Annotated in this window: 15 protein-coding genes; 9 read left to right on the top strand and 6 right to left on the bottom strand. The window is 41.6% G+C overall.

Annotation, left to right across the window (positions count from 1 at the left end; all coding sequences use genetic code 11):
* Nucleotides 1-41: 41 nt before the first annotated feature.
* The 5 genes from ribBA (at nucleotide 42) to L2740_RS16550 (ending at nucleotide 3,816) form a co-directional block, all read left to right on the top strand.
* Nucleotides 42-1,145: a bifunctional 3,4-dihydroxy-2-butanone-4-phosphate synthase/GTP cyclohydrolase II gene (gene ribBA / locus L2740_RS16530; protein WP_248951207.1), complete on the top strand. Its 1,104-nt coding sequence runs from the start codon at nucleotides 42-44 to the stop codon at nucleotides 1,143-1,145.
* 145 nt (nucleotides 1,146-1,290) lie between these two features.
* Entirely contained in the window at nucleotides 1,291-1,767 is a 477-nt protein-coding gene (ribH, locus tag L2740_RS16535) for a 6,7-dimethyl-8-ribityllumazine synthase (protein ID WP_202722445.1), read from the top strand.
* A gap of 14 nt (nucleotides 1,768-1,781) precedes the next feature.
* Complete coding sequence (nusB, locus tag L2740_RS16540; RefSeq protein WP_028768517.1) at nucleotides 1,782-2,189, top strand: transcription antitermination factor NusB; 408 nt, start codon at nucleotides 1,782-1,784, stop codon at nucleotides 2,187-2,189.
* Between the two features lie 173 nt (nucleotides 2,190-2,362).
* Complete coding sequence (gene thiL / locus L2740_RS16545) at nucleotides 2,363-3,322, top strand: thiamine-phosphate kinase (protein ID WP_248951208.1); 960 nt, start codon at nucleotides 2,363-2,365, stop codon at nucleotides 3,320-3,322.
* The gene (locus L2740_RS16550; RefSeq protein WP_248951209.1) at nucleotides 3,322-3,816 is read left to right on the top strand and encodes a phosphatidylglycerophosphatase A family protein; all 495 of its coding nucleotides are present in this window, start codon (nucleotides 3,322-3,324) and stop codon (nucleotides 3,814-3,816) included. Before thiL ends, L2740_RS16550 begins: the two co-directional genes overlap by 1 nt.
* A gap of 105 nt (nucleotides 3,817-3,921) precedes the next feature.
* Here the strand turns inward: L2740_RS16550 and recN are convergent, their stop codons facing one another.
* The 4 genes from recN to L2740_RS16570 all read right to left on the bottom strand — a co-directional run bounded on the left by recN (nucleotide 3,922) and on the right by L2740_RS16570 (nucleotide 12,603).
* Nucleotides 3,922-5,583, bottom strand: coding sequence for a DNA repair protein RecN (gene recN, locus L2740_RS16555; protein WP_248951210.1), 1,662 nt, complete (start codon nucleotides 5,581-5,583; stop codon nucleotides 3,922-3,924).
* A 386-nt stretch (nucleotides 5,584-5,969) separates the two neighbouring features.
* The gene (locus L2740_RS16560) at nucleotides 5,970-7,592 is read right to left on the bottom strand and encodes a response regulator (protein WP_248951211.1); all 1,623 of its coding nucleotides are present in this window, start codon (nucleotides 7,590-7,592) and stop codon (nucleotides 5,970-5,972) included.
* Nucleotides 7,593-7,729: 137 nt separating this feature from the next.
* Entirely contained in the window at nucleotides 7,730-11,323 is a 3,594-nt protein-coding gene (locus tag L2740_RS16565; RefSeq protein ID WP_248951212.1) for a hybrid sensor histidine kinase/response regulator, read from the bottom strand.
* Nucleotides 11,324-11,649: 326 nt separating this feature from the next.
* Nucleotides 11,650-12,603, bottom strand: a complete 954-nt coding sequence (locus L2740_RS16570; RefSeq protein ID WP_248951213.1) for an AEC family transporter — start codon at nucleotides 12,601-12,603, stop codon at nucleotides 11,650-11,652.
* 140 nt (nucleotides 12,604-12,743) lie between these two features.
* On the opposite strand from L2740_RS16570, the gene L2740_RS16575 reads away from it, so the two are divergent.
* Nucleotides 12,744-13,646 (top strand): LysR family transcriptional regulator, encoded by a 903-nt coding sequence (locus tag L2740_RS16575; protein ID WP_248951214.1) that lies wholly within the window; start codon nucleotides 12,744-12,746, stop codon nucleotides 13,644-13,646.
* Between the two features lie 57 nt (nucleotides 13,647-13,703).
* Here the strand turns inward: L2740_RS16575 and L2740_RS16580 are convergent, their stop codons facing one another.
* Both L2740_RS16580 and barA read right to left on the bottom strand, forming a co-directional pair.
* Nucleotides 13,704-14,309 carry a YjaG family protein gene (locus tag L2740_RS16580; protein ID WP_248468774.1) on the bottom strand — a complete coding sequence of 202 codons (606 nt, stop codon included), beginning with the start codon at nucleotides 14,307-14,309 and terminating at the stop codon, nucleotides 13,704-13,706.
* Between the two features lies 1 nt (nucleotide 14,310).
* Complete coding sequence (gene barA / locus L2740_RS16585; RefSeq protein ID WP_476707513.1) at nucleotides 14,311-17,079, bottom strand: two-component sensor histidine kinase BarA; 2,769 nt, start codon at nucleotides 17,077-17,079, stop codon at nucleotides 14,311-14,313.
* Nucleotides 17,080-17,194: 115 nt separating this feature from the next.
* Between barA and rlmD the strand changes: the two genes are divergently transcribed.
* From rlmD to mazG, 3 genes are all read left to right on the top strand, one after another.
* The gene (gene rlmD, locus L2740_RS16590; protein ID WP_248951216.1) at nucleotides 17,195-18,532 is read left to right on the top strand and encodes a 23S rRNA (uracil(1939)-C(5))-methyltransferase RlmD; all 1,338 of its coding nucleotides are present in this window, start codon (nucleotides 17,195-17,197) and stop codon (nucleotides 18,530-18,532) included.
* A gap of 216 nt (nucleotides 18,533-18,748) precedes the next feature.
* Complete coding sequence (gene relA, locus L2740_RS16595; RefSeq protein WP_248951217.1) at nucleotides 18,749-20,956, top strand: GTP diphosphokinase; 2,208 nt, start codon at nucleotides 18,749-18,751, stop codon at nucleotides 20,954-20,956.
* 129 nt (nucleotides 20,957-21,085) lie between these two features.
* Nucleotides 21,086-21,889: a nucleoside triphosphate pyrophosphohydrolase gene (gene mazG, locus L2740_RS16600; protein WP_248951218.1), complete on the top strand. Its 804-nt coding sequence runs from the start codon at nucleotides 21,086-21,088 to the stop codon at nucleotides 21,887-21,889.
* The last annotated feature ends 22 nt before the right edge of the window (nucleotides 21,890-21,911 follow it).

A 21,911-nucleotide genomic window follows, 5' to 3' on the forward strand; every position in this document is an offset into this window, starting at 1 on the left:
GCGAACCGCTTATTGCAGTAACAAAAAATAAAGGTCTGAACATGGCGTTACATAGTATAGAAGAGATCATCGAAGATATTCGTCTAGGCAAGATGGTGATCTTGATGGACGATGAAGACAGAGAAAATGAAGGCGACCTAATCATGGCTGCTGACATGGTGACGCCAGCAGCGATTAACTTTATGGCGACATTTGGCCGCGGCCTAATTTGCCAAACAATGACTAAAGCGCGTTGTCAGCAACTGAATTTGCCGTTGATGGTGACTAACAACAACGCACAGTTTTCAACTAACTTCACCGTTTCTATTGAAGCGGCTGAAGGCGTAACAACGGGTATTTCTGCCCAAGACCGTGCAGTAACTGTATTAGCCGCTGTAGGTAAAGATGCTAAGCCATCTGATATCGTGCAGCCTGGTCATATCTTCCCGCTAATGGCGCAAGAAGGTGGCGTACTTATTCGCGCAGGTCACACTGAAGCGGGTTGTGATTTAGCACGCCTTGCAGGTTTTGAGGCTTCATCAGTTATCGTTGAAATTCTAAATGATGATGGCACGATGGCACGTCGCCCAGATCTTGAAATCTTTGCTGAAAAACACGGCTTGAAGATGGGCACCATTGCTGATCTAATCGAGTACCGTAACACTAAAGAAACCAGTGTGGTACGTGAAGCAAAATGTAAACTGCCCACTCGTTTTGGCGAGTTTGAAATGCTGACCTACCGTGACACTATCGATAACCAACTGCACTATGTATTGGTTAAAGGTGAGATTACTGAAAACACCTTAGTTCGTGTTCATCTGCAAAATACCTTCAATGATTTACTGCACTCAGAACGTGATCAGCAACGTAGCTGGCCACTAGAAAAAGCCATGGAGCGTATTAGCAACGAAGGTGGCGTATTGGTGTTATTGGGTAACCAAGAACACAGCAGCGACATTTTAGCGAAAGTAAAAGCGTTTGAAGCGGAAGACAACGGCAGTGCGCCAGCGTCGGCTCAATGGCAAGGTACTTCACGTCAAGTAGGCGTAGGCTCACAAATTCTTGCAGATGTAGGCGTAACAACTATGCGCCTATTGAGTTCACCAAAGCGTTATCATTCTCTTTCTGGCTTTGGTTTAGAAGTAACTGATTATATAGCAGAATAAAAAACTGCCTCAGGCTGCTTATCAGCTTGAGGCTTAAATTCACACTTTTCTTATTAATTGCATAGAGATCAGCGCGAAGTGCTGTGGTATCATACCGCCTCTTCCGTCCCTATGTAGGGTAATTAAGCTAATTTAGGTAAGATAAATGAACGTAGTTCAAGGTAATATCGAATCGAAAAACGCCAAAGTTGCGATCGTAGTTTCACGTTTTAACAGCTTTGTTGTTGATAGTTTGCTCGATGGCGCGGTTGACACACTTAAGCGTTTTGGCCAAGTTGCAGATGAAAACATCACTGTAGTACGAGTGCCAGGCGCTGTTGAACTGCCACTTGCTGCGCGCCGTGTTGCGGCTAGCGGAAAATTTGACGGTATCATCGCACTTGGTGCGGTTATCCGTGGTGGTACACCTCATTTCGATTTTGTTGCAGGTGAATGTAATAAAGGTTTGGCTCAAGTAGCGCTTGAGTTTGATATTCCTGTTTCATTCGGCGTTTTAACCACAGATACCATTGAACAAGCTATTGAGCGTTCAGGTACTAAAGCAGGTAACAAAGGCGGCGAAGCTGCACTTGGTCTGCTAGAAATGGTTAACGTTCTGCAAGCACTTGAAGAACAGCTGTAATTTAGGACAATTTGATGAAGCCTTCAGAGCGCCGTAAGGCCCGCCGTTTAGCCGTTCAGGCCATTTACTCATGGCAGCTAAGTGGTAACAATATTGCTGATGTTGAGCATGAGTTTCTAACTGAACAAGATGTTGCTGGCGTTGATATCGCTTACTTCCGTGAGCTATTAGGCGGCGTTGCAACTAAAAAGAGTCAATTGGATGAGCAAATTGCTCCATTCGTGACTCGTCCACTTGATGAAGTGGATCCAGTTGAAAAAGCGATTGTACGTATCGCAGCTTATGAACTGACATTCCGCAAGGACGTGCCTTATAAGGTAGCGATTAACGAAGCTATCGAGCTTGCAAAAGCATTTGGCGCAGAAGATGGTCATAAGTTTGTTAACGGCATTCTAGATAAGCTGGTAGCACGCAATAAATAATTGAAACGGCATCTTCGGATGCCGTTTTTGTTATGTTCGACAGAGAGGTTAGGGCAGCCCGCGCATTTTTATTTTAGCAAAGAACGCGAGTTTTCATCTTTGCCAAATTATCGGTCTGGTTTAACTTGCCTCTATTCTCCTTGAACCTTCCCTTATTATTTGTGATTGGTATTGTGAAAGAATTTCAATTAATAGAAAGCTTCTTTACTGGGCGAGCCCAGTCGCGCAAAGACGTAGTCATCGGCATTGGTGATGATTGCGCTGTGGTTGCGCCAGCAGCCAATAAATCGATTGCTATCTCTTGTGACACCTTAGTTGAAAACGTGCACTTTTTTCCTGATATGCCAGCGAAAGATCTCGGTTATAAATCTTTGGCGGTTAACTTATCAGATTTGGCATCCATGGGCGCTGAGCCGGCGTGGATGACACTCGCGCTGACATTGCCAGAGGTTGATGAGCAGTGGTTAGCTGAGTTTAGTGAGGGTATGTTTGAAATCGCTGAGTATTACGGTGTTGCCTTAATTGGTGGTGATACTACACGGGGTCCACGCTCCATCACCATTACAATTAATGGCCAAGTGCCTCAAGACACTGGTTTAACTCGCAGTGGTGCAAACAATGGTGATTGGATTTACATTACCGGTACCTTAGGCGATTCAGCACTAGGCTTGGATATCTTACGTGGCAAAGTGACGGCAGATAAGCCTGACAGTGATTACTTAATTGGTCGTCACTATAGGCCAACTCCTAGAGTATTGGCTGGACAATCTTTACGTATGCTTGCCTCAAGTGCTATCGATATCTCAGATGGCATAATGTCTGATATTCAGCACATTATCAAAAGCTCACAAGTGGGTGCGGTAATTAATGTTGACAGCCTGCCTTTGTCTGACGAGCTAAAACGCAGTGTAGAGCTTGAAACTGCATTGAGTTATGCCCTTACTGGTGGTGAAGATTATGAGCTACTCTTTACAGTTCCTGAGGCGCAAAAAGGCGCATTAGAAATTGCGTTAGCTGAAACCGGTGTACGTTTTACCCAAGTCGGCCAAATTTGTACTGGTGGCCAGTTAAAACTGTTAAACAATAATAAACCTTTTGAGCCAACCAACTTAGGCTTTGAGCATTTCGAGTAATGAAGCTACTTTCAACCGATCCTGTGTTAGCTAAGCTTTCACTTAAAAATCCGATCCACTTTTTAGCATTGGGCTTCGGCTCAGGTTTAGCGGCAAAAGCACCTGGTACGTTTGGTACGCTGGCGGCTATTCCTTTGTTTTTGATAATGGCGCCGTTGAGTTTACCTTGGTATGTGGCACTCACCTTATTAAGCGTATTCGCTGGCTTTTATATTTGTGATAAAGCTTCGAAAGACATGGGCGTCCATGATCACGGAGCGATTGTTTGGGATGAAGTCGCGGGCTTACTGATCACTATGATTGCAGCACCTGCAGGATGGCAGTGGTTAGTGATAGGTTTTGCACTATTTCGTTTTTTTGATATTTTAAAGCCTTGGCCAATCCGTTGGTTAGATGCCAAAGTGCATGGTGGTTTTGGTATTATGATTGATGATGTTTTAGCGGGAATTTTCTCTTTACTTTGTCTGCAAGGTTTAGCGCATTACTTTGCTTAAGCACGTTAGTTGTTAGCATAAAAAATGCAGAGCTTAGGCTCTGCATTTTTGTTTGAAGTATATACAATCATACTGTTGAGTTTGCTACAGCACTTGCTTGCAGAATTAACTCAGCAGTAACTCTTTAGCATTAGCCAAGGTATTACTGGTAATAGTGTCACCACCGAGTAAGCGGGCTAATTCTTCTATTCGCTGAGTTTTATTAAGCGCAACCATAGAGGTTTCTGTTTTACCGGCTTTGCTGCTCTTATTCACAAACATATGTTGATGACCATTACCAGCAACTTGCGGCAAATGAGTGACACAAAATACCTGTGTCGACTCACCAAGGCTGCGGAGCATTCGGCCTACAACTGCGGCTGTTGGGCCTGAGATCCCCACATCAACTTCATCGAAAATGAGTGTCGGTGTAGATACTTTTTTCGCGGTGATCACCTGAATACCTAAACCAATACGTGACAGTTCACCACCTGAGGCTACTTTGGCAATAGGCTGTAAAGGTTGGCCTGGGTTGGTTGAAACTAAAAATTCAATATTGTCACAACCGGTAGGGGTGACAACTGACTCATTAAAGTTTACAGCGATATTGAATTTACCCTTTGGCATATTCAGTTCGTGGATAGATTGAGTTACTTGTTTATCTAACTCTTTAGCATAGCGGTTACGGCTCTGGCTAAGCTTTCTGGCGTGAACTAAATAGGCTTCGCGATTGGCTTTTAACTGCTCCTTAATATCATCAAGCTTATCGTCATCAGAGCCCAAATCTTCAAGCTCCTCTAATAGGCTTTGATGGTGCTGGTATAGCTCACTTGCTGATACCTGATGCTTGCGTGCAAGTTGCATGGTTTTAGATAAACGCTGTTCTAAATGAGCAAAGTACTCAGGGTCTAACTCTAAGCCATCTAAATAACGTTCAATTTCACTGGTGCTTTCTTGTACTTGTATAAGCGCATCGTTAAGCATGTTTACCACATTGCCAAATGCAGGATCATAGCTTTCTAGATCTTGTCCTTGACCGATTGATGAGTTCAGTAATGACTCTACGCTGCCTTCATCATTATCTTGCAGAATATGCAACTGGTTACGGCAAAGTTCAATCAATGCTGTGCTATTAGCTAGCTTTTTATGTTCAGCTTCAATGGACTCAAATTCGCCCTCATTTATGGCAAACTCATTTAGCTCTTCAATTTGATATTGCAGCAATTGTTTACGGGCTAAACGCTCTTGTTGAGAAAGCTCTAATTGGTGCAGTTGTTTTTCTATAGTTTTGCACCTGTGGTAACTTGAGTTCACGCTATCAAGCAGCATTTTATGATTTGCATAGCTGTCTAATAGGGTTAGCTGGTGCTCACTTTTAAGCATGGCATGATGAGCATGCTGCCCATGAATACCTATGAGTAATTGACCAAGAGACTTTATTTGCGCTAACGGTACTGGGTTACCATTGATATAGGCGCGTGAACGGCCATCACTGCTAATGGTGCGGCGGAGTATGCATTCATCGTCTAAATCAAGATCGTTGTCTTCAAGCCAGCGCTTGGCTTGAGGGGTATCATTTAATAAAAAGCGGGCACTTACTTCGGCCTTGGTCGCATCAGGTCTAATTGCATTAGCGTCGGCTCGATTACCTAAACATAGGCCGAGGGCATCGATAGCGATCGATTTACCTGCGCCGGTTTCACCGGTAATACTGGTCATGCCAGCTTTAAAATCGAGTTCTAAAAAACGCACAATAGCAAAGTTGTTGATACTGAGTTGGCAAAGCATAGTGATGTCCTTTTCAAAACACTGTATTGTTATACAGTATATACTGTTTTTTCATACAGTAAATATGGGCATTTAAATTAATGCGTGTTGCTTGGCATTTTTATGAGATACAGGATAAACAAGAAAACCTTATTACAGGATAATTATAGTTTAACTTTTTGAGCGAGATGTTAGCTCGAACTGCATATAAGCGCTGTATATAAGAACTGGCTCTGAGCGCTGCATAGTTAAAAAAGGCGACGCTGTATGTTTTAGCTAGAGTGTTTGAGTGTTTATCTTAAAAGCTGAGTAAAGGAGGGCTTAGTGTTGATCCGTTATAAAGGGACGGCAGTTGGCCAAATGCAGCTTTACTAGAAATATAAGCTGCACTTGGCATTGGCGATTAGTTAATCTGGCTGGCTTTTACACTTATCAACCGCTGCTTGATAATAATCTTGGTAATTCATCGTTATTAACTCTTGCTCTGAATACAGCTGCTGGATCACGTTATCACAGCGCTGAATAATCTCTTTTACTTGGGTTACCCCGTATTGGCGTGGCCATGCAAAAGATAATGACTTAATAATATTAAGGCATACGGTTTTCAAAAGTGGCGCTGTCTCGTTAATAGCTAGATAGGTTTCAAGTAAAGTACGTTTATCTAAATTGCCGTTTTTTACACTCAGGTACTTTTCTTTTAACCACATCTTTTTGGTTTCATTGCTCTTTTTCAACCCTTCTAGCATAGAAACTTTACTGGAAAATATAACCTGATTACTTTCTAGGCCTAGGTTTTGCCCACACCATTGAATTGCTTCACTAAACTCATTTTCTACGCTCATAATGTTAAGCAACCAGGCGTAGTGATACGTGGCGTAGAAGTGCTGAAAGCACTCTTTCTTGTGTAAGTTTTTTAAGATGCTCATTGCTGAACGATAAAAGCCTAACTCTACCGAAACGTGGGCTTTTAATAGTTCAACTTCATTTAAGATTGATTCATCTTTGCTATTCATCAACGCTCTAAGGTGATGCTTCGCCTCTTCAATCAACGCAAGCCTATTAGGTGCAAAGTGAGCTTGATATAGAAGAACGCGAATTAATCCTAATTTACTAAAGTCGTTATTGCGGTAAGTGTCTTTGTTTATCTCTAGGTACAAGCGATAACGCTCGAGCGCTTGGCCATAGTCTTCGACAGAAAGGCATAAATTAACGATGATCAGCTCGCGCTCAGAATTACCCGGTACCAGTTGACTGGCGAGCTCTAAGTGGGAAATTGCCGCAGGAATATCGCTATCTTTTAATTTAATATAAGCAGCTTCTGTTCTTACCTGAGTATCGTTAGGTGAAGACTCAATTAACTGCTTTATTATTTTTTCAGCTTCTTCAATTTTGCCTAAGTTGGCTAATGAGTTGGCTAAGCCCACTCTTGCCCAGTCGAGATTTTTTTTCTCTAGCGTTGACTGATAGACATTTTTCGCTTGTTCGTGGCGCTGCAAAATAGTTAAAAAGGAGGCCTTAAAACGCTCAATAATAAAATAGTATTCAGGGTGAAATGGCGCAATCTCGCTGCACAGTTGTAAGCCTGTTTCTGCATCTAACAAGCGCTCAGCTGTATAAAGTGCTGCGAGCTTTTCACGGCGACGAATTGCTAATGATAAGCGTTGCTTTAGCGTAATGGCGTTAAATGGTTTTAGTAAATACTCATCAGGTTTGAGCTCTACAATGGGTCTGACGGTAGCGGCAGAGTTGTCGCCGGTAACTAAGATGAACACGGTTGTGTCTGTTAGCAGTTTAAGGTGCTTGAACTCTTCAAACAACTGTTTACCGTTCATGCCAACGCCAAAGTTATAGTCACAAATGATCACATCAAATGGCTTATTAGTGGCAAGATCTAGCGCCATTTTCGCAGATTTAGACGTAAATACATTGGTTTCTAAAAATCCTAGCTTTACCAACATACTCTTGATTGTAAACAAGAATGTTGGTGCATCATCGATAATTAAAAGCTTAAGTGTTTGAAAAGATTGCATAGCAAGTATGTTCCCAAAACGAGATAGCAGCTTAAGCTGCCATCACACTAAATTTGTAAAATTCAATAAACAAGCATTTTGAAATAGTGGCTAAGTCAGACTGTATAAGCTAAACAGTATTAGCCAAACATTAAAGGCTATTGATGTTGCTTAATTAGCCATTGATTAATGGTGTTAACCACGGTATCTATTTCAATATTGAGCTTATCAATTGCAAAGTCAGCATTGTGGGCAGCAACAACTTCACATTCAGCAGCCGCTTGTGCGAGTTGCTCTAAGCCGAGCGCATTGGCTGCGCCTTTTATTCTATGCCCTAGTGCCGCTAGCGGAATCGATTTATCTGCTAGTTGTTCTTTATCTGCGAGTAAAGAATCTCTAACTATGGCTGCAAGCTCAAGCTGCTCTTCATCACTATAGTCATTTAGCCAGTTAAGTGTATCTTGGTTATTATCACACTCTTGTTTATTACAGTAGCGGCTAACAACTTCAGATAATGAGTTAAATGTATATGGCTTGTACATCACTTCATTCATGCCAACATTAGCGGCTTTTTCTGCCACTAAACGCGAATCTTCTGCTGTACAACCAACAATTGCAAAGTGTTTAAACTCAGGTTTAGAACGCAATTGACGCACTAACTCATAGCCATTTAAATTTGGCATATGGCAATCGGTGATCAGGAAGTCAATGTCCTCTCTATTAGCTGATAAGTAGAGTAAAGCTTCTAAGCCATCATTTACCGTAACCGCATTCACGCCAAGCTTCTTGAGCTGTTTTTGGAATAAAAATCGGTTAATGGGATCATCATCTGCAACTAACACTGTGCCAGTATATTTTTGACTTAGGTCAGCGGTTTTTTGAGTCTTATGACTATTAGCCAGCAATACTTGTCTTAATAGTAAGTCAGGGTATAGGTTTCCCGTACCAGCATTAACCGGGTTAGCTAAAGCGTTATCGCTAGTTGTCTCGGTATTGATCCCCCAAGCTGTTAGCCATTGTACTACTTTTTCATCTTGACTTTGTGCGTGCGAAACTAATGGCTCACATGCGGTCGTGAATTTTACTGGTATATTTACAGTAACTTTAGTTCCCAGATATCGTTCACTGGTAACAGCTATTTGACCGCCCATTAGCTGGACTAGGTGTTGCACAATAGACATGCCTAACCCAGTACCACCGTACTTTCTATTGATGCTGGCATCTGCTTGTGTAAAAGGTTGGAACAGGGCTGTTAATTGCTCTGTTGTCATGCCACAGCCACTATCTTCTACGATAACCTGCATAGAATCATCTGTGTTACTTACCGAAATGTTAATTGCTCCTTGTTGGGTAAATTTAAGAGAATTACCAATAAGGTTATTAATTATTTGGCTTAAACGCAGCCAGTCTAATTCGGCCTGACAATAGGATGAAGGTTGCCAATTGAGGTTAAAGCTGAGTTGTTTTAGCTCGGCACTGGCTTCATGTAATCTAAAGATCACGCCTAGTTCTTCAAAGAAATAACTAGGGTAAACATCGAGCTGTAATTGATCGGCCTCCATTTTAGAGAAATCAAGAATATTGTTTACTAGGCCTTTTAAGCGCTCGGCAGATGCCAATGCATTTTGCATTAGCTCTTTATTTTTTACCGTCTTGATTTCAGGGTTTAATAGTTCCATTAAGCCCATCATTGCTGCTAAAGGCGTGCGTAACTCATGGCTGATAATAGCCAAAAATGATTCTCTGGTTTTTAACGCTTCAACTGCTTGTTGTTGGGAGATTTTTAACTCTTCCTTACGGCGTTTAAGTTCAGTAAAGTCAGTAAAAACAGTAATGTGGTACTCATTGCCATCATTATGATTAACCACATCGCGAGAAACTCGGTAAAACTTGCCACTAATAGTGCATTCTGATTTGTCTATGTGGACGATTTCACTACTAATCTCGGCTGCAATGGAGTGCACAACATCTAAAAATGTACATGGAGTTTGGTTTTCAATGCAGCGATTGGTTACACAACGATTAAAGCAATCATTGTATGCCTTATTAGATAATAGAGGCACACCTTTAGCATCTGAAATCAATACCATACCGGGAAAGCTGTTTAATACACTCGTTAACCACTGCATTTGGTCATGTGACTTTTTGCCATTGGCACGGGCTTCTTGCAAATAGCTTTTCAGTTTAGTGTTCCATAGCACTCCAGCAATTACCACGACAGCAAAAAACAGGAGTAAAATAATAATGGTGCTTCTTGCTTGTTTTTTACCATAAACGTATTCAGTTTGAATCGTATTATGACTCTGAACCGCTAAAGAAATTTCATTTGGCGTGGTAATAGCAATGGCAACATTAAGTATGTCTCTTAATGCGGTCGCATCTTTTTTAAGGCTAATTCCCATTAGGCTTTGCAGCTGATGTTTTTGGCCATAAACCAGCTCAAAATCATTATTATTACCGTAGTATAGGTAGTCATCTGCAATACTTCTTGGAATATAAGCATGGGTAATCACTCCTCGCTCGATATCATTTTTCAGCAAAGCAAAATCGGTATATATAACAGGGTTATTTAAAAAGTTAAAAATACCCAGTTTAGCGGCTTTGCCGCTTCTATCTAAAATAGCCACAACTTTCTGTTGATAGGCTTTGGTGGTGCGCACATGCGACCAATTTATCGTGTAAAAAGGTTGGGTTTTTACTGTGCTCTTTGATATTTTTTCAGATAGTAATTCACCTGGAATAAAGTCAATCTCGCCAGTGGCAAGCATCTCGTCAACTGAGTGTTTATTTGGGTAAACATACTCAAAGTTCAGCCCGGTTTTAAGTGCCAATATTTTTACGATGTCGTGTATATAGCCTGAAATTTCGCCATTCGCTTCCGATATGTAAGATAACGGCGCAAGGTTGTCTTCAATGCTGTAACGAATTGTATTTCTGCCGTATTGCTGATAAATAGCCTCTATCGTTAGCTCATTATGCAGCATACTTAAGTTGTTAAACTCAAAAGGCTTTATTACTTGATTGTCATGTACGCTATGTTGATATTGATTGAGAATACTCATCAATTGCGCATTGGTTTTAGCTGTTATAAAAGAGGACAGCATCGGCTGGCTGTTTTCGTTAAATACAATATCACCCAACCAATCACCAACGGCTACTGTTTGATAGTAATGATGCACCGAGCCAAAATGTATAACCGCGCCGTCAGCTTTACCTGTCGAAAGATGGTGAATAAGGCTTCTTAACGTCTTAACTCGAGTTAGCGTTCGGTAACCATTTTTAGCCGCAGCTTCACAAGAAAATGAACCTTCAACACATATCCAGTCCATTTTTGTAGGCGCTGTATTGCGGTAGCTTGAGTTGCGTAACCAATTGAGTTGATAGTTTTCAAACACAGGTACAGAGAACAGCAGGTTCTTTTCCCGTTCCGTTGTTGGTATAAACCCTAGTGATAAGTCTGCCTCGCCAGATGCTACCGCACTTAGCAATTTATCTAAGCAGTTATAATCTTTAAATTCGATTGCGATATTTAATGTTTGAGCCAGTTCTTTTAGGTAGTCGGTATATACCCCTGGGGCGCCTAAGGATGATCTGTTCCAGTAAGCACGCAGCCCCGTGCTAGGCATAGCGACAACAAGCACTTCTTTTTTTTGTAAAAAAGCTTTGTCTTCTGAATTTAGTTCGAAAGATTGTGCAGATGGAAAGCTTAAAAAAGTAGTGATGAATAACAGAAAAACAACAAGCTTAGTCATTTTTTGAGCAATGAATAAAAAAAGGTGGCGAATAATAATCTACAAATTACTTTTTGACCAATCTATTTTTAGCATTTATTGATGGACTTAAAACCTTGAATATTAGTCTATTCAATTTAGTGTACTAGTCGCTAATGAAAGGTTGATTTGGTAGTTGTTTTTCTCATTGTTTGTTGCGTAATTGCTGTGTAGCGCCATATCTAAAAAAGTCGTGTTGAACTAAATAACTATTATGCATCAAGCCAAATTTAATGGGGCTAAGCTAGTTGGTGGATACTAACTTTTGTACATTATTCTTGTTGTTGAGTAAGGTTATTAAAGCTAGGCTAAAGTAAAAAGCGCTCCAATAAAGGTAGGCTGACAAAAGTTAAAAGCGTGCCTAATAAAATCCCTTGGGCACTGGTAATGACTTGAGTTTGATAACGCTGCGCAAGTAAGTAAACACTCGCAGCAGTGGGTAATGCGGCTAAAATTACTCCCATGGCAATTAATTGCGGCTCAACATTCAGCCATTGCATTAAAACGTAGGTGAGAGCTGGCTGAATAATTAATTTTACTAAGTTAATCGTACTGATTTCTGCTGCTTGATTGATGTTGATAAAACGCGAAGAGCGTTGATATTGCCCTGACTTAGCTAACACCATACCAATCGCGAATAGTGCGCAGGGGCTGGATGTCATGCCTAGCTGCCTGATCATCAGCGCTAGGCTTTCAGGTAGGTTAATACTTAAAGAAGATAGACCTATTCCAATTAAGCTCGCTACGACTATTGGGTTTTTGCCTAGCGCTAGCAAAATGATTTTGGGAGCGGAACCTTTACCCCTACTAACATTCATCTCAAGTGAGACAAGGGCAATTGCAAACATACATACCGACAGTAAGCTGGCAATGGCTGCGGCGGCTAGCGCAATTTGCTCTGTTGGAAACAACATAGCCATTAACGGAATACCAATAAAGGCTGTATTACCAAAGGTAGCATTAAGAGCGCGCATGGTGGCGCAAGCGCTTTGTGCGGGAGTGATTATGCGAGATGCAAAATAGCTTAAGAAATAACAGCTAAGCATAGCTAGGCTGTAACCCAAGATATAACCCCAGTGCAGAATGTCTTGGATTGGCGTTTGCGCTAATGTAATAAGCATGATGGCCGGAAAGGCGATGTAGTAAACATATTGATTGAGAACCTGATCGGTTTCCGCGGGCAAAAGTTTACTCTTTTGCACTAAGGTGCCTAACAACATAATGCAGAATACGGCAATTAATGGGGTTAATATCGCGGGCATATAGGCTCTATTTTGTTACGACTAAAAATGAAACGAGCAAATGATTGAGCTGAAACATTATCATAATTCGGCTTTAGTGTAATATTGAGCTTAGGTCGTAGAGCGGCTAAAAATCGTGTTTAGATACTAAGGTTTTATTAATGAGCAGCAACTTTGGTTTGGAGCTACAACTGATCTATCAGTTTGTGCATCTGGTTAATGCTGGAAGCTTTTCTCAAGCAGCAAAAGAACTGGATATGCCCATTGCGACAGTGAGTCGCAAACTTACTAAATTAGAGACAGTATTAGATAAACAACTGTTGATGCGAAATACCCGTAAACTAAGGCTGACTGAAGAGGGATTGGCGCTATTTCAGCAGTACCAATCAATTATCTGTCAATTTGATAGTATCAGTGGCGCAACGGTTGATAAACCTGAGGGCACCTTGCGGATCGCTGCGCCGGTGTCGATTATTTCGATGATTTTTATCAAAACCCTCAATGAGTTTTGTGAATGCTATCCTGACATTCAACTGCATATCGCTCAGAACAATAATGTTATCGACTTAATCGACGAAGGCGTTGATGTTGCCATTGTGGGGGGGACGCAACCAGACTCATCTTGGATCTCAAGCTCATTAGGTGTACTGAATTACGGGCTATTTGCTTCAGTTGATTATATTGAAAAGGCGCAAGCATTAACTCACCCAAGCGAGTTGGTTAATCACGACTTAATCAAGGTGTGGCCACTTTATAACTGGTCACTAAAGCATCCTAATGGTGAATCGTTTTATTATGATGGTAAAGCTAAGTTAACCTTAAGTGATTTACATGGCGCAGTTGAAGCCACTATGGCAAACGCGGGAATTTTATATGGCCCAGAGCTATTTGTGAAAAAACAACTTAAAGCTGGCAGTCTTAAGGCTGTGCTACCTGAGTGGATTGGCGAGAAACGACGGATTTCCATTTTGTACCATCAGCGCAGTCATCAGCCGTTAAAGGTACAGCTATTTATAGAGTTTATGCAAGCTAGAGCTGAACAGCTGTTTTCTATGGATGCTTGAGTTATAAAAAAAGCGCATTAACAAATGCGCTTTTTAGTGAATTGGCTAGTGGTTATTTTAACGACTAGCTTCAATACCAATATTTGATACACCAATTTCTACAATTTCTCGGCGTAACTCTTTAATAAAGTCGGCTTTCATTGATGGGTTTTCTTCAATGATTTCTAGTAGCGAGTTTTGCATCTCTTTTTCTTCTTGCATCACTTCATGAGCAAAGATGTAATCATCTAATGCATCTTCGTTATCAAACTCTTGCTCGCAAGTAGCTTCAATATAATTTGCTACAGTAGATGAAGACAATTTGCTGATATTGACAATATCTTCTTCTACTTTACTTTGCAGTGCGCTAATGAGAGATGTTAGTGCAACCACTGCGTCCATCGCAGGGTAAACACCGTAAACGTCAAAATCAGCAGGCTCTGGAGTGTTGTCATCAAGGCGCTGTAGATAAATATCAATATTTAACTTTAGCTTGTTATCGTACATCGATTGCCAAAGCAGGTTTAGCAAGGTATCGAGTACTTTAGGATCGCCAAATTCGCATACCTCAGAAAATAACTGATAGTTTGGTAGCATACGTTGGCATAGGGCAACCGCGAAAAGCTTCTTTTGAGGTAACTCGAGTGCTTTTAGGCGTTTAAAAAATCCCTGTTTGTTTGTCATCTTATATATCCACTGATAGCTGGGAGATCACTTGATTAGCGGCTGATTCTACCTTAGTTAACTCATCAAGTAACTCTAGTATTTCGGGTTCTACGTCATCAATTGAGACGCCACGCTTTAAAGCTGATTCAATTTCTTTGCACAACATCTGTGTGCTGGGGACGCCGCAGTAACAGCAGGCGCCGTGAAGTTTATGGATACAAGCCAGCATTTTGTCATCATCCGCTTGCGATAGTGCTGTTTCGATATGCTCTACGGTTTCAGGTAACGACTTGAGCAACATCTTCAACATATCTAGTGCTAAGTCTGGCTTGTTATTGGCTTGGGTCAAGCAAAGATCCCAATTCAATGTTCGTTGATCAAAGTGAGTAAACTTAGGTTTTGTTTTCCAGCGAGTGATTACACCTTTTAGTGCGGCCTCATCAATCGGTTTTGGTAGATAGCCATCCATACCACTAGTAGAAATACGCTCTCTTTCTTCTGCTATCGCATGTGCAGTTACCGCAATAATAGGTGTATTGCGGTTTAAAGAGTGGCTTCTAATTAATTTAGTCGCAGTAATGCCATCTGTACCTGGCATTTGGATATCCATAAAGATCAAATCGTAACTGCGCTCTTTAGCGAGCTGCACAGCAAGCTCTCCGTTATCTGCAACTTGCACTTGAGTGACTAACTCTTTTAAAAGGGTATCAATCAATTTAAGGTTTGCTGGATTATCGTCAACCGCGAGCACGCTGAGGTTTTCTAGCTTAGCGGGCATAGCCACAGGATTTAGCGGCAATAAGCTGTCATTCAATGCTGATGAGTGTGGGTCGAGTAACGATTTTGATAATAGTTTTTCGCCAACAGGTATTGAGATCTGTTTATCGACATAAGGTCTAAGCTGTGAGAACACATCTTCTTGTTCAACGCAGTCTGACGTTAATAGCAGATAGTTGATATTAGGTTTAATCAGTTTGAGTAATCGTGCTGGGGAGTTGGCTAAAATAAGCGCACGGCAACTCACAAGTGCAAAATCGAAAACTTTACTAGATTGGTTAGTACTTTGCTGTAGTTGATCTATGTTATCCACTATGGTCACTTTCATGTCCCAGCGGTTTAACATGCGCTCTGTTGCTTGTTGAGTAAGTGTTTTTGGTTCAAACAAAAGGATACTTTTACCCTTAAGCGGAGCTAACGGCAAAGTATCATTAATTGGGTATTGGCTAATGTTGAGCGGTAAAGATAACCAGAAAGTCGAGCCTTGATTAGGCTCAGAGTAACAACCTATTTGGCCGCCCATCCGATTAACCAAGCGCTTGGTGATAACTAATCCTAGGCCTGTGCCGCCAAAGCGACGAGATATAGAAGAGTCTGCTTGACCAAATGCTTGGAACAAAGATGATTGCTGCTGCTCATCAATACCAATGCCGGTATCAATCACTTCACAGCGAACGTGTAATTTCCCGTCTTTAATATCTTCAAGTTGCAGTTTTAATTGTACGCTGCCTTTGTCGGTAAATTTAATTGCATTACCGACCAAGTTGGTGATGATTTGGTTAAAGCGCATAGCATCACCAGTAACATCTTCAGGTATACGAGAGTCTACATCGATTACCAGTTCAAGCTCTTTTTCGCGCGCAGTGCTCGATAACATCGTTACTGTTTCTTCTAAGGTTTCCCTTAAAGAGAACGGAATATTCTCCAGCACCATTTTTCCTGCTTCAAGTTTCGAGAAATCGAGAATGTCATTAATGATACTAAGCAAGTTTGTCGCACTGCGTTCAATAGTGCGAATATAGTCTTGCTGGCTTGAGTGCAGCGGTGTTTTCAATAATTGTTTAGCGAAACCAATTACGCCGTTCAGTGGCGTTCTTAATTCGTGAGACATGTTAGCCAAAAACTCTGATTTTATACGGCTGGCTTCTTGAGCACGCTTTTTGGCCATATCAAGTTCAACGTTTTGGATCTCGATTTGCTCTAAAGTTTCACGTAAATCAGAGGTCGCTTGGTCGATGTTTTGCTGCATCTCATCATGGTATTCCGACAATGAGCCTGCCATGGCATTAATACCACGTTTAAGTAAGTCCAGCTCACCAATCAAATTACCTGTTAAACGCGTATCCAGTTTGCCTTCACGAATTTTGGCTACAACCCGCACCATTTCTGTAATGGGTTGGGTGACGTTTTTAACTAAACGGAAAGTAAAGAATAGGTTTAACTGCACACCAATTAACACAATAATAAATGCTGCCACTGCGGCTCTATGTTGTTGTAGTAGCGCGTTTTCTTTATTGATAAGAATCGCAATGTAGCCAATTTTTATTACATCAGAGGTGGCTTGGTTGCTATTAAAACCCTGTACAGGCGCGTTACTACTTTTAAAAATAGGGCTCCGCAGAATCATGCTGTCGCCTACTTGTTCAAGCTCAGTTCTTAGCATTGACTCAAGCGGCTTACCAAAGCGCATTATTTCATGGTTTTTATAATGATGGGAGGTGACAACAACGCGGTTATCATCATCGAAGATGGCGATAAATTGCACTAATGATGCTTTATTTAACTGCGCCGAGGTGATTAATCTTTTGGTGGTTTCGAAATCTTTGCTTTCTAGACCCACTTCTGCGGCGATGGCTAGTGGCTCGATAATATTACTTGCTTGTTCTATGAGCGTATCTTCGAGTTCATAGAATCTATTTATGGTAAAATAGCTACCCAATAAAATACCCACTAAAATAGTTGGGGCTAACGCCAATACCAGAACCCATGATCTAAGGCTGTATTTGGTCATATTCTTGGCATCATTCATTCTTTGTATGGGTTACCATTAAATATAGTGTGAGTATTCGATAGACTGCCAGAGATTAACCTGTTTTGGCCAGTTTTTTATCTATTTCGAGAGCAAAATGGCACAATTTTTTAAAGCAAAACCAAGTAGATCTAAGCAATTATCGTCAAAGTTGTCTCTAGAAGTGACTCAACTCGACCATTTAGGCGCGGGTATTGCGCACCATGATGGCAAAATTGTTTTTATTAATGGCGCATTGCCGGGCGAAACGGTTTCAGTGCAATTGACTGAGCAAAAGAAAAAGTTTGCTCGGGCAAAGTTGCTGAAAATACAAAAAATATCAGCTGAACGTGTCGAGGCTCCGTGCCCACACTTTGCACAGTGTGGTGGTTGCGATCTGCAACACTTAAACTTGGATGCTCAGCGAGCCCATAAGGCAAACACCTTAGTCGACTTGGTCGCCAAATTTGCTCAAACTCAAGCGAGTGAAATTTGTCAGCCGCTAAGTGATAACCCTTGGCATTATCGTCGCCGCGCTCGTTTAGCGACTTGGTATGACAAAAGCACTAAACACATAAGCTTAGGCTTTAGAGCGAGTAGTAGTAGTAAGGTTGTTGAAATTCAGTCTTGCGCGGTATTAGCTGAGCCTTTATCGGCACTTATTCCAGAACTTGCTTTCATGCTTAATCAGTTAAGCGGTAAAAAAGCGCTCGGTCATGTTGAATTGACCCAAGCGGATAATGGCAACTTTGTAGTGCTGCGGGTTACTAAAATCTTGTCTGATAAAGATAAGGCTCGTTTAGCCGAGTTTGCGGCTAAACATCAAGTTATCGTATTACTGCAAGATGATGACGGTCAGTGTGAACATGTTAATGGTGCAGGGGAACTACCCTACTACCGTTTCGATGATAGCCAAGTTAAGCTAGATTTCTCGCCAGGCAACTTTATTCAAGTCAATGGCAAGGTAAACCAAGCCATGGTTAATCAAGCCGTTGAGTGGTTAGCACCACAAGCGGGTGAGCGTGTACTCGATCTTTTCTGTGGCATAGGTAACTTTAGTTTGCCACTAGCGGTTAATGGTGCTGAGGTGATTGGTGTTGAAGGTGTGCCAGCTATGGTTGAACAAGCCCGCCTTAATGCTAAGCAAAGTGGTTTTGATAATGTGTCTTTTTATCACGCCGACTTAAGTGCCGATCTGTCGAAAGAGCCTTGGTTGGGTAAAGTCGACAAAATGTTGATTGATCCAGCTCGTGCTGGCGCTTATGAAAGCATGCAATCACTTAAGAAGTTAAAGCCGAAAGCATTAGTCTATGTTTCTTGCAACCCTGCAAGCCTTGCTCGAGACAGTGAAGTGATATTGAAGCAAGGTTATAAGCTTAAAAAAATTGGTTTAATTGATATGTTTCCACAAACCCATCATCTAGAGTCGATGGCGTTGTTCGAACTAAAAAATTAAATAAAAAGACACAAAAAGATACATTTAGCGAAACCTTTTGTTTAAATATAACTCATACAATTCAAACTTCGGCATTATCGGCGTTTTAAGTAGCAATTGTCTGCTTTTGTTGATTGACAATAATCGCTGAATCGCGAATATAGAGCATATTAATTAAAAAGGTAGGGTTAATGTTTTGTTAACTTCTGTCTGGGGTATGTAAGGGAAGTCAAATCGATGGTATCTGTTCGTGAAGCACATTTTAGCGATCCTGATTTTCAACTCGAAGAATGGGTGCAACGTTATATAAGTGATGCTTCGGAAGCTCAAATTCTTTTGACCTTAATTGAACAGGTCGAGCTGCTCGTGGGGCAAAAGAAAGAGGCGAGCGTTACCGTATTAAAACGTGCGCGTGAGATGATTGAAATTCTTGCGCCACTAAATATGGATATTGAAACCTTACAAGCGGCTATATTGTTTGTGGTATTTGATGCTGAGTTGATCAGTAAAGAAGATATCGAAGAGGGCTTTGGCGCTAAATTGTCGGTACTAGTGTCTAGCGTTGAAACCATGAACGCTATTGGCGCGCTAAAAATAGATAATCAAACCCGCAATGGCGAACCACAAATCGACAATATCCGTAAGATGCTATTGGCGATGGTTGAAGATGTGCGCGCGGTAGTGATTAAGCTTGCTGAGCGGATCTGCCTACTGCGCGAAATCAAAAATGCCGACGAAGAAGTTAAAGTTCTTATTGCCCGTGAGATTGCTGATATTTACGCGCCTTTGGCGAACCGTTTAGGTATTGGCCAATTAAAGTGGGAGCTTGAAGATATTTCGTTTCGCTACCTGCACCCACAAACTTATAAAGATATCGCCAAACAGCTTGATGGTAAACGCCTTGATAGAGAAACCTTTATCGACGACTTTGTGAGCCAGTTACAATCACGTTTAGATAAAGACCAAATTCGTGCCAAAGTTTACGGCCGACCTAAGCATATCTATAGCATCTGGAAGAAGATGAAAGGCAAGCAGCTCAAATTTGATGAGCTGTTTGATGTGCGAGCGGTGCGAATAGTCACTGACCGCTTACAAGATTGTTACGGCGCATTAGGTGTTGTACACACCCTTTGGCACCATATTCCACGTGAGTTTGATGATTACGTTGCTAATCCAAAACCCAATGGATATCAGTCTATTCATACCGTGGTTGTTGGGCCTGAAGACAAAACGGTAGAAATACAAATCCGTACTGAGCAGATGCATGAAGATGCTGAGCTTGGTGTAGCTGCGCACTGGAAGTACAAAGAAGGTAGTGCAAGCGGCAAACAAAGCGGATATGAAGAAAAAATTAATTGGCTACGTAAAATCTTGCAGTGGCAAGAAGATGTGGCTGAAAGTGGCAATTTAGTTGATGAAGTACGCAGTCAAGTATTTGAAGACCGTGTTTATGTATTTACTCCAAGTGGTGAAGTAGTTGACTTGCCACTAGGTTCAACAGTACTTGATTTTGCTTACTACATTCACTCTCACGTTGGCCATAAATGTATTGGCGCCAAAGTTGATGGCCGCATAGTACAATTTACCTATCAGGTTGAAACGGGTCAGCGTATTGAGATTATTACCTCTAAGCACCCGAATCCAAAACGAGATTGGTTAAACCCAAATTTAGGTTACATCCGTACCTCACGTGCGCGCTCTAAAATCTTGCATTGGTTTAAGCAGCAAGATAGAGATAAGAATATCGTTTCAGGTAAAGAGATGCTTGAAGCTGAACTTGCAAGAAGTAACCTGCAGTTAAAAGATGCACAATCTGCTGTTGAGCGGTTTAACCTTGTTAGTATGGACGATCTGCTCGCCGGTATTGGTGGTGGTGATGTGCGCCTTAATCAAGTGGTGAATCATGTTCAGAGCCGCTTGCGTACTAAAGAGCTCAGCGATGAGGCGGCGGTTGAAGACTTAGTTAAGAAAAGCCAAAGCAAATCGACTAAGCGTGGCAAAGGTCAGGTTGAGGTCAGTGGTGTTGGTAATTTGATGAGCCACATCGCTAAGTGTTGTCAACCGGTGCCTGGTGATGAGATCTTTGGCTTTATTACTAAAGGACGTGGGATCTCGGTCCACAGAGCTGATTGCGATCAAGTTAAAGAGTTAGTTAGAGCATCGCCTGAGCGTTCTGTTGAAGTTGTTTGGGGTGAGAACTACTCAGGTGGTTATAAAATTCGCTTGAGCATTTTGGCCAATGATCGTTCAGGTTTGCTGAGAGATTTAACATCAGTGCTGGCGGCTGAAAAAACACATGTAATGGCTATGAGCTCAACCTCAGATGTGAAAACTCAAACCGCGACTATCGAGTTAGAGCTTGAACTGTATAACCTTGAAGGTTTATCTAAGGTACTGTCGAAATTAAACCAAGTCGATGGTGTGATGCAGGCACGCAGATTATAAGCCGACGTGCTTGGTGAGCTTTCCAAGGTATAAGAAGTGAGCGCTTACAAGTTTTAGCTAAATACAACGGCAACTTCAGGTTGCCGTTTTTTATGGGGTATTATTGGCACTCATATTAAGGATCATGAAATGACAAAGCAGATTGGTGATGCAGCGCCTTTACTGGCGATTATGCAAAAGCTGCGGGATCCGCAAAGCGGTTGCCCGTGGGATAAAGCACAAGACTTTCAAAGCATAGTGCCTTTTACAATTGAAGAAGCCTATGAAGTTGCTGATACCATTGAACGTATGGCGTTAGATGAACTACCTGATGAGCTTGGTGATTTGTTATTTCAGGTGGTGTTTTATTGTCAGCTTGGTAAAGAGCAGGGCTTATTTGACTTTGGGACAGTCGTCCAGCGTATTTGCGACAAATTAACTCGTCGTCACCCCCATGTATTTGAAGGACTCGCTGCCACGACGACGAGCGAGATCAAGCAAAACTGGGAGCAGTTAAAAGCTAATGAGCGTAGTAAAAGAGAGCTTAACTCGGCACTTGATGATATCCCGCTGAGTTTACCTGCGCTGTCTCGCTCAATAAAAATTCAAAAACGTGTTGCGAGAGTGGGCTTTGACTGGGCTGAACTGCCACCTGTGGTGGCTAAAATCCACGAAGAGATAGATGAAGTGTTGTTTGAAGTTAAACAAGAGCATGTCGATCCTAAAAAAGTGCAAGATGAAATGGGCGACTTATTGTTTGCTGTCGTCAATCTTGCTCGCCACTTGGGTGTCGAACCTGAAAAGGCATTAAGGCAAGCAAATCAGAAGTTTGAGAGACGTTTCCGTGGCGTTGAAGCTTACGCTCAAGCTGATGGCCGCGCGATGACAGAGCATTCGTTAGCAGAGCTAGATAGCTACTGGGATAAGGTCAAACACGATGAAGCAAACAAATAACTTAGTTTTTAGGTTAATTGTA

The organism is Shewanella pneumatophori, assembly GCF_023283895.1.
GTDB classification, from domain to species: Bacteria; Pseudomonadota; Gammaproteobacteria; order Enterobacterales; family Shewanellaceae; genus Shewanella; species Shewanella pneumatophori.